This is a genomic window from Kribbella sp. ALI-6-A, assembly GCF_001984195.1.
Taxonomy (GTDB): Bacteria; Actinomycetota; Actinomycetes; order Propionibacteriales; family Kribbellaceae; genus Kribbella.
This window is the reverse complement of record NZ_MTQN01000010.1, coordinates 55,996-71,566: the sequence shown is the minus strand read 5'-3', so window position 1 is coordinate 71,566 and position 15,571 is coordinate 55,996. Positions and strand designations below refer to the sequence as shown.

Annotated in this window: 14 protein-coding genes; 9 read left to right on the top strand and 5 right to left on the bottom strand. The window is 70.9% G+C overall.

Going from position 1 to position 15,571, the window contains the following annotated elements:
* Positions 1–20: 20 nt before the first annotated feature.
* Genes BWI15_RS14650 through BWI15_RS14640 form a run of 3 tightly spaced genes read left to right on the top strand, consistent with a single transcriptional unit; the run spans position 21 to position 3,358 of the window.
* Complete coding sequence (locus BWI15_RS14650; RefSeq protein ID WP_077014967.1) at positions 21–1,298, top strand: vWA domain-containing protein; 1,278 nt, start codon at positions 21–23, stop codon at positions 1,296–1,298.
* A gap of 5 nt (positions 1,299–1,303) precedes the next feature.
* On the top strand, positions 1,304–2,020 hold the full coding sequence (locus BWI15_RS14645) for an FHA domain-containing protein (protein WP_237771288.1): 717 nt from the start codon (positions 1,304–1,306) through the stop codon (positions 2,018–2,020).
* A 60-nt stretch (positions 2,021–2,080) separates the two neighbouring features.
* Positions 2,081–3,358, top strand: a complete 1,278-nt coding sequence (locus BWI15_RS14640; protein ID WP_077014965.1) for an epoxide hydrolase family protein — start codon at positions 2,081–2,083, stop codon at positions 3,356–3,358.
* Between the two features lie 27 nt (positions 3,359–3,385).
* Here BWI15_RS14640 and BWI15_RS14635 read toward each other — a convergent pair whose 3' ends face one another.
* Complete coding sequence (locus tag BWI15_RS14635; RefSeq protein ID WP_077014964.1) at positions 3,386–3,826, bottom strand: hypothetical protein; 441 nt, start codon at positions 3,824–3,826, stop codon at positions 3,386–3,388.
* Between the two features lie 114 nt (positions 3,827–3,940).
* Positions 3,941–4,864, bottom strand: a complete 924-nt coding sequence (locus tag BWI15_RS14630; RefSeq protein ID WP_077014963.1) for a GNAT family N-acetyltransferase — start codon at positions 4,862–4,864, stop codon at positions 3,941–3,943.
* Positions 4,865–5,071: 207 nt separating this feature from the next.
* Here BWI15_RS14630 and BWI15_RS14625 point away from each other — a divergent pair, with 207 nt between their 5' ends.
* Positions 5,072–5,590, top strand: a complete 519-nt coding sequence (locus BWI15_RS14625) for a DinB family protein (protein WP_077015986.1) — start codon at positions 5,072–5,074, stop codon at positions 5,588–5,590.
* Between the two features lie 79 nt (positions 5,591–5,669).
* Here the strand turns inward: BWI15_RS14625 and groL are convergent, their stop codons facing one another.
* Positions 5,670–7,295 (bottom strand): chaperonin GroEL, encoded by a 1,626-nt coding sequence (gene groL, locus BWI15_RS14620; RefSeq protein ID WP_012923547.1) that lies wholly within the window; start codon positions 7,293–7,295, stop codon positions 5,670–5,672.
* 241 nt (positions 7,296–7,536) lie between these two features.
* A complete protein-coding gene (locus BWI15_RS14615; RefSeq protein ID WP_077014962.1) occupies positions 7,537–7,872 on the bottom strand; it encodes an MmcQ/YjbR family DNA-binding protein in 336 nt (111 codons plus the stop codon).
* Between the two features lie 142 nt (positions 7,873–8,014).
* Here BWI15_RS14615 and BWI15_RS14610 point away from each other — a divergent pair, with 142 nt between their 5' ends.
* From BWI15_RS14610 to BWI15_RS14600, 3 genes are all read left to right on the top strand, one after another.
* Positions 8,015–8,347 carry a PspC domain-containing protein gene (locus tag BWI15_RS14610; RefSeq protein WP_077014961.1) on the top strand — a complete coding sequence of 111 codons (333 nt, stop codon included), beginning with the start codon at positions 8,015–8,017 and terminating at the stop codon, positions 8,345–8,347.
* An 86-nt stretch (positions 8,348–8,433) separates the two neighbouring features.
* On the top strand, positions 8,434–9,684 hold the full coding sequence (locus BWI15_RS14605; RefSeq protein ID WP_077014960.1) for a hypothetical protein: 1,251 nt from the start codon (positions 8,434–8,436) through the stop codon (positions 9,682–9,684).
* A gap of 22 nt (positions 9,685–9,706) precedes the next feature.
* Positions 9,707–10,978 (top strand): M48 family metalloprotease, encoded by a 1,272-nt coding sequence (locus BWI15_RS14600; protein WP_077014959.1) that lies wholly within the window; start codon positions 9,707–9,709, stop codon positions 10,976–10,978.
* Here the strand turns inward: BWI15_RS14600 and BWI15_RS14595 are convergent.
* Entirely contained in the window at positions 10,975–11,943 is a 969-nt protein-coding gene (locus BWI15_RS14595; protein WP_077014958.1) for a glycerophosphodiester phosphodiesterase, read from the bottom strand. The genes BWI15_RS14600 and BWI15_RS14595 overlap by 4 nt on opposite strands.
* Positions 11,944–12,075: 132 nt before the next feature.
* Here BWI15_RS14595 and BWI15_RS14590 point away from each other — a divergent pair, with 132 nt between their 5' ends.
* Positions 12,076–13,797: an ABC transporter ATP-binding protein gene (locus BWI15_RS14590; RefSeq protein WP_077014957.1), complete on the top strand. Its 1,722-nt coding sequence runs from the start codon at positions 12,076–12,078 to the stop codon at positions 13,795–13,797.
* Positions 13,794–15,530, top strand: coding sequence for an ABC transporter ATP-binding protein (locus tag BWI15_RS14585; RefSeq protein WP_077014956.1), 1,737 nt, complete (start codon positions 13,794–13,796; stop codon positions 15,528–15,530). The genes BWI15_RS14590 and BWI15_RS14585 overlap by 4 nt, the downstream gene beginning before the upstream one ends.
* Positions 15,531–15,571 lie beyond the last annotated feature (41 nt).

The following is a 15,571-nucleotide window of genomic DNA, read 5'->3' as shown; positions in this document are numbered from 1 at the left end:
GACGAAAGGAACGCCACGAGATGGCCGAGTTCTCCGCCACCGTCTACCAGAACGAGTTCCTGCCCGACGGCGGCACCGACGTGCACGCGATCGTCACGGTCGACTGCTCCGGCGCCGGTGTCGCGGGCCAGTCGGGCGGCGGTGACGTCGGCGAGATCATCATCGTCGACACCTCCGGCTCGATGGGCGCCGACGGCGTCCGGGCCGCCGCGTACGCCGCGCAGACCGCGATCGACCAGATCCTCGACGGGGTCTGGTTCGCGGTGATCTCCGGCAACGACCGGGCCCAGCTGGCGTTCCCGCCGTCGGCCGAGCCGGTGATGGTCCGGATGGACCCCTACACCCGGCAGGCCGCCAAGGACGCGGTGGCCCGGTTCTACGCCGACGGCGGGACCGCGATGGGCACCTGGCTGCGGCTGGCCGCGCGGGTCTTCGCGACCGTGCCGTCGCTGACGCAAAAGCACGCGATCCTGCTCACCGACGGCGAGAACCAGCACGAGTCGCCGGAGGTGCTGACCGAGACGATCAACGCGGTCACCGGTCAGTTCCAGTGCGACTGCCGGGGTGTCGGTGTGGCCTGGCAGGTCGACGAGGTCCGCCGGATCGCGACCGCGCTGCTCGGCACGGTCGACATCATCCCGGCCCCGGACCAGCTGGCGGCGGAGTTCCAGAAGCTGATCCGGCAGGCGATGAGCAAGGGCGTCGCCACCGCGGACCTGCGGGTCTGGGCGCCGCAGGGCGCGCAGGTGCTGTTCGTCCGCCAGGTCGCGCCGACCGTGGAGGACCTGACCGGCCGGCGTACCGAGGTGAACGCGCTGACCGGGTCCTACCCGACCGGCTCGTGGGGTGACGAGTCCCGCGACTACCACGTCGCCGTACGGCTCGCGGCCAAGGGCATCGGGCAGGAGCAGCTCGCCGCACGCGTCCAGCTGGCCATCGGCGACCAGGTGCTCGCGCAGGGGCTGGTGAAGGCGCTGTGGTCGGCCGACGAGGCGCTGACCACACGGATCAGCCCGGAGGTCGCCCACTACACCGGGCAGACCGAGCTGGCCAACGCGATCCAGGAGGGCCTCGCGGCGAAGGCGGTCGGCGACACCGCGACCGCGACCACCAAGCTCGGCCGGGCCGTCCAGCTGGCCGCGCAGACCGGTAACGAGGAGGCCACCTCGCGGCTGCGCAAGGTGGTCGACATCGACGACCAGGACACCGGCACGGTGCGGCTCAAGCGCACGGTCGAGAAGGTCGACGAGATGGCGCTCGACACCGCCTCCACCAAGACCACCCGGGTGAAGAAGTGAGCGCAGTGACGTGTCCGAGCGGGCACCCGTCCACCTCGACCGACTATTGCGACGTCTGCGGTCTGCCGATCGGAGCGGCGGCCAGCCCGGCTGCCGCCGCCGTACCGGCTCCTGCTGTGGCGGCCCCGACGCCCGCACCGGCTGTCCAGGCCTGCCCGAATTGCAGTGAGGCAGCGGCCACGGATGCGCTGTTCTGCGAGTCCTGCGGCTACGACTTCACCACCGGCACGATGCCCCGGCCGGCCTCGTCGCTGGACCTCGGCCCGGTGACGCCTCCGCCGCCGGTCCCGTCGGCACCCCAGGAGGTCGCCGAGTGGGTGGTGGAGCGCTGGGTCGACCCGGACTGGTACGCCGTCCAGCAGAGCGACGATCCCTGCCCGTCCCCCGGGCTGCCGGTCGTCGTACCGCTGACCGAGAAGAGCGTCCTGGTCGGGCGGCCGTCGCGGAGTCGCGGGATCAGCCCGGAGGTCGACTGCGGCGACGACACCGGCGTCAGCAGGCGCCAGGCCCAGCTGACCACCGACGGCCAGCGCTGGTGGGTCGAGGACCTGCAGTCCTCCAACGGCACCTTCGTCGGCCCGGCCTCCGGTCCGCTGCCCGAGGACCCGATCACCCCAGGCCAGCGCCGCGAGCTCAACGCCGACGACCGGATCTACGTCGGCGCCTGGACCCGCCTGGTCGTGCGCAGGGCCACTCCCGAAGAGCAGGCCGGGCAGGCGTAGTGCTTTAGATCAGAGTCGAAGTGTTTGCCGCCATCGCTCGCGGCGAGATGGGGTGCAGCCATGACGACCGGCGACGAGATCCAGCCCTTCGGCATCGACATACCGCAGGCTGAGGTCGATGAGCTGCACGCTCGCCTGCGCAACACGCGCTGGCCGACGACGCCGCGGGTCGACGACTGGAGCCGGGGCGTGCCGACCGGCTACCTGCGCGACCTCGCGGCGTACTGGGCCGACGGGTACGACTGGCGCGCCGAGGAAGCGCGGCTGAACGAGATCCCGCAGTACCTGACCGAGATCGACGGTCAGCGGATCCACTTCCTGCACCAGCCGTCGCCGGAGCCGGACGCGCTGCCGTTGCTGCTGACCCACGGCTGGCCGAGCTCGCCGGTCGAGTTTGCGCGGGTGGTCGGCCCGCTGACCGATCCGCGGGCGCACGGAGGCGATCCGGCCGACGCCTTCCACGTCGTCGTCCCGTCGCTGCCGGGGTACGGGTTCTCGAACCCGCTCGGCCCGGCCGGGTTCAACCTCTTCGCGGTCGCGGGGATGTGGGCGCAGCTGATGAGCCGGCTCGGGTACGAGCGGTTCGCGGCACACGGTGGGGACGCCGGCGCGGGGGTCAGCGGAATGCTGCCCTTCGTGGCGCCGGGCCGGGTGGCCGGGGTGCATCTGGCCGCGGTCAGCGCGTCCGAACCGTTCGCCGGGCCGATCGACCTCGAGCCGCTGACCGCGGCGGACCGGGAGCGGGGCGAGAGGTTCAACCGGTACCTCACCGACGGGCTGGGCTACCTGACGCTGCAGTCGACCCGGCCGCAGACGCTCGCCTACTCGCTGAACGACTCGCCGGCCGGGCAACTGGCGTGGATCGTGGAGAAGTTCGCCGAATGGACCGATCCGGCGGCGGCGCTGCCGGACGACGCCGTCGACAAGGACCAACTGCTCACCAACGTCAGCCTGTACTGGTTCACCGGCTCCGGAGCTTCCTCGGCCCACGCGCTGTACGACGGCATGGCGGCCTGGCGCGCCTTCGCCGAACAGCAGGGCGCGGCTTCCCAGGGCGACAGCTCGGACAGCTGGGGCGACGGCGGAGCGGAGGCGGGCGGCGCGGACGGCGGTGACTGGAGCGGCGGCTCGGACGGCGGAGGCTGGGGCGATGGGCCGCCGGCTCCACCGACCGGGGTGGCCGTGTTCGGAGCCGAGACGGCGATCCGGAGCCTGGTCGACCCGGACGGCAAGATCGAGCACTGGACCGAGTACGAGCGCGGCGGCCACTTCGCCGCGATGGAGGTCCCCGACCTGCTCACCGACGACCTGCGCACGTTCTTCCGCTCGCTGCGCTGATCCCCGGCACGCCTCGACCGCGGACCCTCAGGCCCGCGTCCACGCCGGCACCGGCCGAAGGCAGAGCAGTTCGATCAAGGCGGTGCCGAGCACGGTCGGCGCCGCCCACGTCCACGGGTAGTCGGAAACGCTGACGACCAGAATCGCTGTCCACAAAGCGATCCAGCTCCCGCCGTACCCGCGCAGCACGCCGCGGTACCACAGGCCGCCGGGGGACTCGGCCGACCGCTGCCCGAGATACACGAACAAGTACGACGCCAGCGAGATCGGCCAGAAGAACCACAGCCCCGCCCAGTCGTACGGCACCATCACCAGCGCCGTCAGGCAGACCAGCGCGACCGCCCAGTGGTAGATCTCGCCGGCCCAGTTGAGTCGCTTGCGGCGCAAGGTCAGCACGATCGCGAGCGGGCCGAGCACCAGCCCCAGCGCCCCCGCCGCGACGTGCAGGATCAGCGCGATGTCCCGCATCGCCCACCACCCCGACCGGACCCGAAGGCCTCTGACATGTCAGGGAGCATAGGGGCCGGCCGCTCGCCCGTCTGCCCCTCGGAACCAACTTTCCGAGGGGCAGCCGGGCACGGCTCAGGCGATCGGGCGGCTCGCGACCATCCGGATCGCGTGGTTGCGGTAGCCGAGGCGTTCGAAGCTCGCGGCCATCGGGCGGTTGGTGAGGTCGGTGTCCGCGCGGATCTGCTCGGCACCGGTCTCGGCCAGCAGGTGCGTGCCCTCGGCCAGCAGGTCGTCGACGTAGCCGTGGCCGCGCTGCTCGGGCAGCACTCCGACGTACCCGATCACCGGGCCGCCGTTGTTGGCCGACGGCACGATGAAGCCGACCAGGTCGCCGGCCTCGTCGTACGCGAGACGCCACCAGTCCCGCTCGCCGGGCATCTCCTGGTAGACCTCCAGGTCCGCCTTGGCCGAGGCCTCGGCGCCGTCCTGCGCGACGGCTCGTGCGGTGGCGGCGTCCAGGCTGCCCTCGATCACCCGGACGAAGGCCCGCAGGAACGCGTCGTCGTCCGCCGGCTCGAACCGCAGCCGGGTCGACCGCGCCGGCAGCCCGTACGCCGGGAGCCACTCGTAGCGCAGTCGCTCGGTCAGCTGCGACAGGCCGGCCTGCGCCGCGGCGGCGAGCCGGGGCTCCAGCGCGGCGACAACCTCGGGCTGCTCGCGCCAGCCGCTCGGCAGGAAGACGTGGTACTCGGGCGGTTCGGGCATCGAGTCCAGCGTGTGCCGGATCAGCTCGGCCCAGACCGGGACGGGATCCCCGTCGCCGGCGTAGTACAGCCCGTCGATGCTGAAGGGGTGCTCGGACTGCGGCATCCCCCACCAGACGGCCAGAGCGACGATGCGGCCGTCCTCCTCGGCGGCCCAGGTCCAGGCGTGGCGGTAGGAGCCGTTGCCGAGGAACTCGTCGTACCGCTCACGGGTGACGGTGTTGACCGACTGGTCGGCGATCAGGGTGTGGATGGCGTCGAGATCGGACTCGACGGCGGTGCGGATCTTCACGAAACCTCCGGGACGAAGGCGCGGGCTCCGCTCAGTGCGAGCTGGACGAGCGAACCGGTCGCGCCGTGGCACAGATCTGAGTGGTCATCGGTCGCTCCTTTCGCTCGAGTCGTTCTCGCAGCGGCAAGACTAGGGGGCCGGCGGGGTCGTCGTCCACCGCCTTTGGGGAGGACGCGGGCTGTCGGGACCACCTGAGAGACTTCGGTGGTGACGATCACCGGGGTTGACCTGTTGCGCGGACAGTTCGAGCTGACCTGGTCGCTGTTCGAGTACCACCTGGATCGGCTGGTCCCCGAGGACCTGCTCTGGGAGCCGGCCGGGCTGACCTGGACCGTGCGGCCGGACGCGGCCGGGATCTGGCGGCCGGACTGGTCCGACCAGGAACTCGACCCGATTCCGGTGCCGACAATCGGCTGGCTGACCTGGCACATCGGCTGGTGGTGGACGGTCGCGCTGGCCCACGCGCAGCAGACCGTGCCGCCGCACCGCACCGACGTACCGTGGCCCGGCACGCTGCTCGGCACGCGGGACCTGATGCACCACCTGCGGGACGAGTGGTCCATGGTCCTGGAGGACTCGTCCCGGCTCACGCTGCCCGCGGCTTTTCCCTGGTCGCCCGAAGCGGGGCGCTCGGTCGCCGACATGTACGGCTGGGTGAACGCCGAACTGATGAAGAACGCCGCCGAAATCGGCCAGCTCCGGCTGCTGCGCGCCGCCGGAGCCTGAGCCCCAACGCGACAGCGGTCCCGGGCTGGGACCCGGGACCGCTGTCGTCGTGCTGAGTACTACGAGGAACTTCCGGAGATCAGAAGTCCATGCCGCCCATGTCGGGCGCGCCACCCGGAGCGGCCGAGGCCTTCTCCGGCTTGTCGGCGATGACCGCCTCGGTGGTGAGGAACAGGGCCGCGATCGAGGCCGCGTTCTGCAGCGCCGAGCGGGTCACCTTGGCGGGGTCGATGATGCCGGTGGCGATCAGGTCGACGTACTCACCGGTCGCGGCGTTGAGGCCGTGACCCGGCTCGAGGTTGCGAACCTTCTCCACCACGACGCCACCCTCGAGGCCGGCGTTGACGGCGATCTGCTTCAGCGGGGCCTCGACGGCGTGACGCACGATCTGCGCACCGGTCGCCTCGTCACCCTCGAGCTCCAGCTTCTCGAACGCCTTGACCGACGCCTGCAGCAGCGCGACGCCACCACCGGCGACGATGCCCTCCTCGACGGCCGCCTTCGCGTTGCGCACGGCGTCCTCGATGCGGTGCTTGCGCTCCTTCAGCTCGACCTCGGTGGCCGCGCCGACCTTGATCACCGCGACGCCGCCGGCCAGCTTGGCCAGCCGCTCCTGCAGCTTCTCGCGGTCGTAGTCGGAGTCCGACTTCTCGATCTCGGCGCGGATCTGGTTGACCCGGCCCTGGATCGAGTCGGCGTCGCCGGTGCCCTCGACGATGGTGGTCTCGTCCTTGGTGACGACCACCTTGCGGGCCTGGCCGAGCAGCTCCAGGTCCACGGTGTCGAGCTTGAGGCCGACCTCTTCGGAGATGACCTGACCACCGGTCAGGATCGCGATGTCGGTCAGCATGGCCTTGCGGCGGTCACCGAAGCCCGGCGCCTTGACGGCGACGGTCTTGAAGGTGCCCTTGATCTTGTTGACGACCAGGGTGGCCAGCGCCTCGCCCTCGAGGTCCTCGGCGATGATCGCCAGCGGCTTGCCGGTCTGCATGACCTTCTCGAGCACCGGGACCAGGTCCTTGATGCTGGAGATCTTGCTGTTCACCACGAGGATGTACGGGTCGTCGAGGACCGCTTCCATCCGCTCGGTGTCGGTCACGAAGTACGGCGAGATGTAGCCCTTGTCGAAGCGCATGCCCTCGGTGAGCTCGAGCTCCAGACCGAAGGTGTTGCTCTCCTCGACGGTGATGACACCTTCCTTGCCGACCTTGTCCATCGCCTCGGCGATGATCTGGCCGACCTGGGTGTCCGCCGCCGAGATCGAGGCGGTGGCCGCGATCTGCTCACGGGTCTCGACCGGCTTGGCCAGCGCGAGCAGCTGCTCGCTGACGGCCTCGGTCGCCTTCTCGATGCCCTTCTTCAGGCCCATCGGGTTGGCGCCGGCGGCGACGTTGCGCAGACCCTCGCGCACGAGCGCCTGGGCCAGCACGGTCGCGGTGGTGGTGCCGTCACCCGCGACGTCGTCGGTCTTCTTGGCAACTTCCTTGACGAGCTCGGCCCCGATCTTCTCGTACGGGTCCTCGAGCTCGATCTCCTTGGCGATGGAAACACCGTCGTTGGTGATCGTGGGGGCGCCCCACTTCTTCTCCAGCACGACGTTGCGGCCCTTCGGGCCAAGCGTCACCTTGACGGCGTCGGCGAGGGTGTTCATTCCCCGCTCGAGGCCGCGGCGCGCCTCTTCGTTGAACGAAATCAGCTTGGGCATTCTCCGCGAGTCCTCCCGCGTCGAGTTTCTGGTGGTTCAGCCGGCCGGATGCCCGCGACGGACGGCTCCGGCGTCCTGGCGCTCACGTCCCGCCCTGACTCCGGCGCCTCATCGAGGCCGTCTTCTAACAGCTCCCAGCGGGCACGAGCGTTATCACTCTCGCCCATTGAGTGCTAACCAAGTATTAGCACTCGACCCAAGCGAGTGCAAGCCAGGTGGTGCCCGCCGGGCGGCCCGGCGCTTACTGCTCCAGCTGGGCGACGAGGTACTTCGGGGCGTTCAGCCGCCAGGCCTCGGTGAGCAGCTCCTCGACCTCCTCGTCGTCCGCGCCGGCCAGGTCGATCTCCAGCCAGCCGAAGCGGCCGGACTCCCACCAGGACGCGTAGACGTCCGGGTTCTGCGCGATCATCGCCTGCTGTTCCTCGCGCAGCGCCTTGACGAACAGCTTGGTCTCGTCCTCCGACAGGTAGGCGAACCCCTTCTTGCGCACCTTGAAGGCCGGCTGGCCAGCCCAGCCCTCGTGCTCCTCCGCCCCTGGCAACCGCAGCACCAGTTTCTGCACCGCTTCCGCGTCCATCCTGTGACGCTAACCCCGGCCACCGACAAGTTCGGTCCATAAGTCGTCAGGGCCCCGGCCGAGGGATGCCGGGGTCGGCTCAGGGGTGGGTCGGTACCGATCCCGATGTGCGCGGGGGTCCGCGGGCGGCACAGTGGTTGACATGACGAACAACACCGCACCCTTCCAGAACCTGTCCGGCAAGACCCTCCGCCGTTCGCGCGACCAGCGGATGCTGTCCGGTGTCTCCGGCGGCCTCGCCGAGTACTTCAACATCGACGCGACGCTGGTCCGGCTGGCGATCGTCGGGCTGACGCTGATCACCGGCGGTACCGCAGCGTTCGGCTACCTGATCGCCTGGGTCGTGATGCCCGCGGCCGACGGCAAGGCGGTCTGGCAGAACGTCCAGAACTCGCAGAACCAGCCGCAGCAGCAGACCACCCCGGAGGCCGACATCGCCGCCCGCATCTACGACGACAAGCCGCCGGCCGCGTGACCGAGCTGTCACGGCAGCAGTGACCCGCCCGGCCCGATCGGGGCCGGGAAGATGCACTGGCCCCGATCAGGGACCACACTGCTGCCGTGCAGACCGAGTCGGGACTGTCGCACTGCCCGCAGTGCGACCACGAGCTGCCCGCCGACCCGCGTTACGTGACGTGGTGCGACCAGTGCGACTGGAACGTCGACCCGGAGCACCATCAGGTCGCCGCCTGGCAGCAGCGGCAACAGCAAGCCCTCTACCGCGACTGGGAACGCGGTGCCGTCACCCGCCCGGGCTCATGGGCAGCCCGGGCTGCGGCGTACTCGGTAGCCGTCCCGGTGCTGCTGGTTCCCTTCGCCTGTCTGTTCGGTGGAGTCGCTCTTCTGCTCTTCTACCGCCCGCTGTGGTTCAGCGGGCTGCTTGCGGTGATCGCTCTGGTAATCGGCGCAGCGTTCCGACCGCGCCCTCAGCAGCTACCGCCGGACGCTCAGCCCGTCTCCCCCGCCGACGCCCCACACCTGTACGCCGTGCTCGACGACATCGGCCGGATCACCCGGACCAAGCTCACCGGCGTCTACCTACACACCGGTCCGACCATCGGCTACGCCCGGATCACCTGGCGCTTCCGCCCGGTGCTGGCGATCGGTACGTCGTACTGGGCCGCATTGGCGCCGCAGGAGCAGGTTGCAGTGATCGCGCACGAGCTGAGCCTCGCCAGATCCAGCCGGCTCGCTCTCACGATCGAGGCCGCCCGGCACGTCCTCACCGGGCTCATCGCTTCCTTCCAGCCCGGGCCACTCGACGAAGCCCGCCACGACGAGGCCCAGCGCGTCCTGCCGAGCCATGCGGGTGGTGTGATCTCCGCGCAGGACGACGCGATCGTCAACTACTACCTGACCAAGCTGGCCAACCTGGTGTTCGGCCCAGCCGCCCGCCTGTACCTGGCCGTCTTCCAGCGCATCACCCTCCGCCCCACCCAGTACGCCGTCTACGCCGCCGACCGCCAGGCCGCCCAGCTGGCCGGCACCGAGGCGACTGTCCACGCCCTGGAGAAGGCCCTGCTCGCCGACACCGGCTTCCGGGCCCTCGAACGAGCCCTGCGCTACAACCGCGACGAGGACCCGACCACCGCGGCCCGCCGAGCCGTCACCGAAGTCCCTGCCCGTGAGCTGGACCGCCGCATCCGCCTGACCCGCCGGTGCGGCACCCCGGACGTGCCGCCGACGTACCTCCGCCTGCAGCTCCTCCAGCAGTCCTCCACTCAGCCGCAGGTCATGCTGACCGCCGATCTGGACAAGGAACTGCGCCCCGCCACGCAAGCAGCTCTCTCCGCGTTGCGCCAGGAACTCTGACCGCACTGTCACACTGCTGCTCGTGCAGACCCACGACAGCGTGATCAGCTGCCCGCAGTGCGGCCGGCAAATCCGCACCGATCCCGGCTATGTGACCTGGTGCGACCAGTGCGACTGGAACGTCGACCCGGCGGGCCCGGAGCGGAACCACCCGGCCTGGCGGGTCAAGCTGGAGCACCAACTCGCCGACACCCTCTATCGCGAGCTCGAACGCGGCAAGGTGCACCGGCCCGGGTGGGACGCGGCCCGCGTCGCGGCGTACCTGCTGTCGGCTCTGCTGCTGGTCCTGCCCGTCATCGCACTGCTCGGTGGGATCGCCCTGCTGGTGTTCTACCGGCCGCTCTGGCTGAGCGCCCCGCTCGCGGTGATTGCCCTGGGCATCGGTCTGATGCTGCGGCCGCGCGCCGCCCAACTCGATCCCGACGCCGAGCTCGTGCACCGCGACGAGGCGCCGGTGCTGTTCGGCCTGCTGGACGAGATCGCCGCGAGTATCGGCACGCAACGGGTCGCCGCGGTCGCGGTGGATGCTGAGTCGAACGTCTGCTTCCTCCGGGTCGGCTGGCGGTTCCGCCCGGTCGTCGGACTGGGCCTGCCGCTGTGGACCGGCCTCGGCCCTCAGGAACGAGTGGCGGTGCTGGCTCACGAGCTCGGACACGGCAAGAACGGCGACGCCCGGCACGGCTGGGTGGTCGGAGCGGCCGAGTCCGTGCTGGAGCATCTGGAGGCCGCGTTCACCGAGCAGCCGTACGACGAGTACAAGCTGGACGCCGCGCACGCCCTGGCCACCGACACCTCGGTCGGTCATCTCACCCGGCTGATCAACGCCACGGTCGGGCCACTCGTCCGCGGCTACGCCTGGCTGCTCGACCGGGTCAGCCTCCGCAGCAATCAGCGGGCGGAGTACCTGGCCGACCGCACGGCCGGCGAGGTGGCCGGATCGGAAGCCGCCGCCTGGGCACTGGAGCGGACGTTGCTGGCCGATTCGGCGTATCGGGCACTGGAGCGGGCGCTGCGCTTCGAGAAGGACGTGCCACCGCTGGAGGCGGTACGGCGCGCGGTGACCGAGATCCCCCAGCGGGAGATCGAACGGCGGCTGCGCGTCAGCCGGCTGCGTGAGACCCGGACCGACTTCAGCCACCCGCCGACGTACCTGCGGACCAAGCTGATCCGTACGCGCCCGGCCACCAGCGCTCGCGTCGTACTGGGGCTGAACGAACACCACGCGATCGACCGTGAGCTCGCACCCGCGGCGGAACGAGTGCTGAAGCAGTTGCGCGCCGAGCTCCCTCGCTAGACCTTCAGCGTCGCCCGGCGGGTCATCGTGGCCACGGCGACGTCCGGGTGGTCGGCGAAGACGCCGTCGATGCCGGTGGCGGCGAAGGCGCGGAGTTCGGCGGCCAGGTCCAGGCCGGTGGGCAGGAAGCGGCGTTCGGCGCGGAAGGTCCAGACCTGGACCTTCAGGCCGGCACGGTGGGCCTGGTCGACCAGACCGGTCGGCTCATCCAGCGAACCGTCGGACCGGCGCGGAATGATCAGGTCCTTGTGCGGCGCCAGCACCTCGGCGTACGTGGAGATCTCGCGCAGACCGGCCGGTGCGGTCAGGTCGGTGAAGGTGCGGTCGTCGCCGAAGCGCAGGAAGTCGTTCGGCGTGCCCTCGGAGTCGACCAGCTGGACCAGCGGCACGTTCGTCATCACCGCGAGCCGGCGCAGGCTGGTCGGCTCGAAGGACTGGACCATCGCCTCGTCGCGTCCGACGCCGAGCGCGCTCAGGCGCTCGGCCAGCAGCTCCTCCAGCGGCAGCCCGAGCCGGCGGAAGTACGCCGGGTGCTTGATCTCCGGGAGCACCCCGATCGGGCGGCCGAGCCGGGCCGACTCCTGCCGGGCCAGCGCCACCACGTCGTCGAAGGTGGGAATCGCCTCGCGGCCGTCGTAGGCCGTGTTGGCCGCGCGCAGGGCGGGCATCCGCTCCCGGGCGCGCAGCGTGCTCAGCTCGGCGTAGGTGAAGTCCTCGACGAACCAGCCGGTGACGGCCGCCCCGTCGACGATCTTGGTGATCCGGCGGTCGGCGAACACCGGGTGGTCGGCGACGTCGGTGGTGCCGGAGATCTCGTTCTCGTGCCGGGCCACCAGCACGCCGTCCAGCGTGGCGACCAGGTCCGGTTCCAGGTAGTCGGCGCCGAGCGCCGCAGCCAGGCGGTACGCCGCCGGCGTGTGTTCCGGGCGGTACCCGCTCGCTCCCCGATGCGCGATGACCAGCATGTGATCCAGGACAAGCGGTCGAGGTGGACCCCGGGGAACTGGTTGCCCAACGCAAGATGAAGCTCTCCGGATCCGGAGAAGACCGGTAATTCACATGCTTTTGTCGGTGCCGGTGCCTAGCCTGAACAGGTCATGAAACAGCTTCCCGTCGCCGATCCCGGCACTCCGGACCACCGCTCCGCCGCGCGCTATCTGCTCTGGGTGGCCCGCGGCCAGAAGGTCACGCTGCTGGGCGGCACGGCCTTCGGCATGCTCTGGATGGGCGCGCAGGCCTTCGTGCCGGCGATCCTGGGCAAGGCCATCGACGAGGGCGTCGCGGGTGGTGACACCGACCGGCTGCTGTTCTGGACGGCGTGGCTGTTCGTGGTCGGCGTGGTGCAAGCGCTGGCCGGCATCATGCGGCACCGGTTCGCGGTGACGAACTGGCTGAGCGGCGCCTACCGCACGGTCCAGGTGGTCACCCGCAAGTCGGCCGACCTGGGCGCCACCCTGCCCAAGCACCTGGCCACCGGAGAGGTGGTCAGCGTCGGCGCCGGCGACCTGGCCTACATCGGCAACCTGCTGGAGATCGTGGCCCGGTTCAGCGGCGCGATCGTCGCGTTCGTCGTGGTCGCGGTGATCCTGCTCAACACCTCGACGGTGCTCGGCCTGGTGGTGTTGATCGGTGTGCCGCTGATGCTGTTCGCGCTCGGCCCGATGCTGCGTCCGCTGCACCAGCGCCAGTCCGCGCAGCGCGAGGCGGTCGGCGAGCTGAACTCGCTGGGCTCCGACATCGTCGCCGGGCTGCGTGTGCTGCGCGGCATCGGCGGTGAGGACTCCTTCTCCAAGCGGTACCGGGCCGAGTCGCAGCGGGTCCGCGGCGCCGGGGTGAAGGTGGCCGGGATCCAGTCCGTGCTCGACGCGGCGCAGGTCTTCCTGCCCGGCATCTTCGTGGTCAGCGTCGTCGGCCTCGGCGCGCACTTCGCCGTCCGCGGTGATCTGAGCGCCGGCAGCCTGGTCGCCTTCTACGGCTACGCCACCTTCCTGGTGCTGCCGCTGCGGACGGCGACCGAGATGGCCAACGCGCTGATGCGCGGGCTGGTCGCCGCCCGCCGGATCGTCCGGGTGCTCGAACTGACTCCCGACGTGGTCGACCCGACCGAGCCGGTCCGGCTGCCGGAGCGCGGAGACCTGGTCGACCCGGTCTCCGGCATCCGCGTGCGCGACGGACGCCTCACCGCGATCGTCTCCGCCGAGTCCGACCGCGCCGCGCTGATCGCTGACACCCTCGGCCGGTACGACGACACCAGCGAGGTCCGGTACGGCGGGGTCACGCTGGCGAGCGCGACCCGGGCCGACGTCCGGCAGCGCATCCTGGTCAGCGACACCGGCTCCCAGCTGTTCACCGGCGTCCTGCGCGAGGAGCTCGACCCGACCGGCCGGCGGACCGACGACGAACTGCTGGCGGCGATCCGGACGGCCTCGGCCGAGGACGTGCTGGTCGCCCTGGCCGACGGGCTCGACTCCGAGGTGGAGGAGAAGGGCCGGTCGTTCTCCGGCGGTCAGCGGCAGCGACTCGTGCTGGTCCGCGCCCTGCTCGCCGACCCGTCGGTGCTGGTGCTGGTGGAGCCGACGTCCGCGGTGGACGCGCACACCGAGGCCCGAATCGCGGACCGGCTCAAGGAGTACCGCGCCGGCCGCAGCACCGTCGTTCTGACATCCAGCCCGTTGCTGCTCGACCGGGTCGACGAGGTGGTCTTCGTCGCCGAGGGCCGCGTCGTCGCGACCGGTCCGCACCGGCAGTTGCTGGAGTCCGAACCGCGCTACCGCCGTACTGTCACCCGCCAGACCGAGGACGAGGAGGTGCTCGCATGAAGCGGATCCTGCCGGTCGCGGACTCCGCACAAGTGCGCCGGCACGCCCGTCGGCTGGCCCGGCGGCACCCGCGCGCGCTGCTGATCGCGATCGGCCTGCACGGTCTGGCCGCCGTCACCGGTCTGGCCACGCCCCGGCTGATCGGTGAACTGGTCGAGAACGTCCAGCACGGGACGACGACGGCCGCGGTGAACAAGGTGATCGCGGTGATCGCCGTGTTCGTCGTCGTGCAGTCGCTGCTCACCCGCTGGGCCCGATACCGGTCGTTCGCGCTCGGCGAGCAGGTGCTGGCCGAGCTGCGTGAGGACTTCGTCGACGACGCGCTGGCGCTGCCGATCGGCACGGTCGAGCGGGCCGGCACGGGTGACCTGCTGTCGCGCACCTCCCGGGACGTCGACACGCTGTCGAGGACCGTGCGGTTCGCCGTACCGGAGACGATCATCGCGTTCGTCACCGTGCTGTTCACCGTCGCCGCCGCGTTGCTGGTCGGCGTCTGGGTGCTGCTGCCGCTGCTCGCGATGGTCCCGGTGCTCGCGGTCAGCACCCGGTGGTACCTGCGCCGCGCCAAGGACGGCTACCTGCGCGAGAACGCGGCGTACGCGCAGATGACCAGCTCGCTGGCCGAGACGGTCGAGGGTGCCCGCACGGTCGAGGCCCTGCGCCGGTACGACGCGCGCGTCCGCACGTCGGACCGCGACATCCGCGGCTCGTTCGACGCCGAGCGGTACACGCTGCACTTGCGCACGGTCTGGTTCCCGGTGGTCGAGGTCGGCTACCTGGTGCCCGTGGTCGGCACGCTGCTGTTCGGCGGCTGGCTGCACAACAACGGGCACGTCTCTCTGGGCGCAGTCACCGCCGCGGTGCTCTACGCCAGCCAGCTGATCGACCCGGTCGACCGGCTGATCTCCTGGATGGACGAGCTGCAGTCCGGTGGTGCCGCGCTGGCCCGCCTGCTCGGCATCACCGACGTACCGGACGACCGGACGCCGTCGGGCCGGCAGCCGAAGGGCGAACTGGTCGAGGCGCGCGACGTGCGGTTCTCCTACGTCGACGGTCGCGACGTGCTGCACGGCGTGAACCTGACCGTCCAGCCGGGTGAGCGGATCGCGATGGTCGGACCGTCCGGCGCGGGCAAGTCGACGCTCGGGCGACTGATCGCGGGCATTCACCCGCCACGCACGGGATCGGTCAGCGTCGGTGGGGTCGGGATGACCGATCTGCCGCTGGACGAGCTGCGCCGGCAGGTCGCGCTGGTCACCCAGGAGCACCACGTTTTCGTCGGCACCCTGCGCGACAACCTGTCGATGGCGGCGCCCGACGCCTCGGACGAGAAGCTGCTGGAGGCGCTGGACGCCGTGGACGCGCGCGAGTGGACCGAGGCGTTGCCGGACGGGCTGGACACGCGCGTCGGCTCGGGGCAGTACCCGCTGACTCCGGCGCAAGCCCAGCAGTTGGCGCTGGCCCGGCTGGTGCTGGCCGATCCGCACACGCTGGTGCTGGACGAGGCCACGTCGCTGATCGACCCGCGGGCCGCTCGGCACATGGAGCGGTCGCTGGCCGCCGTACTGGAAGGCCGGACGGTGATCGCGATCGCCCACCGGCTCTACACCGCGCACGACGCCGACCGGGTCGCTGTCGTCGAGGACGGCACGATCAGCGAGCTGGGCAGCCACGACGAGCTGGTCGCCCGGGACGGGTCCTACGCGGCGTTGTGGAAGTCCTGGCACGGCTGACACGCCCGGCTGACGTCGAAGACCCCGTTCCCCAGCAGGGG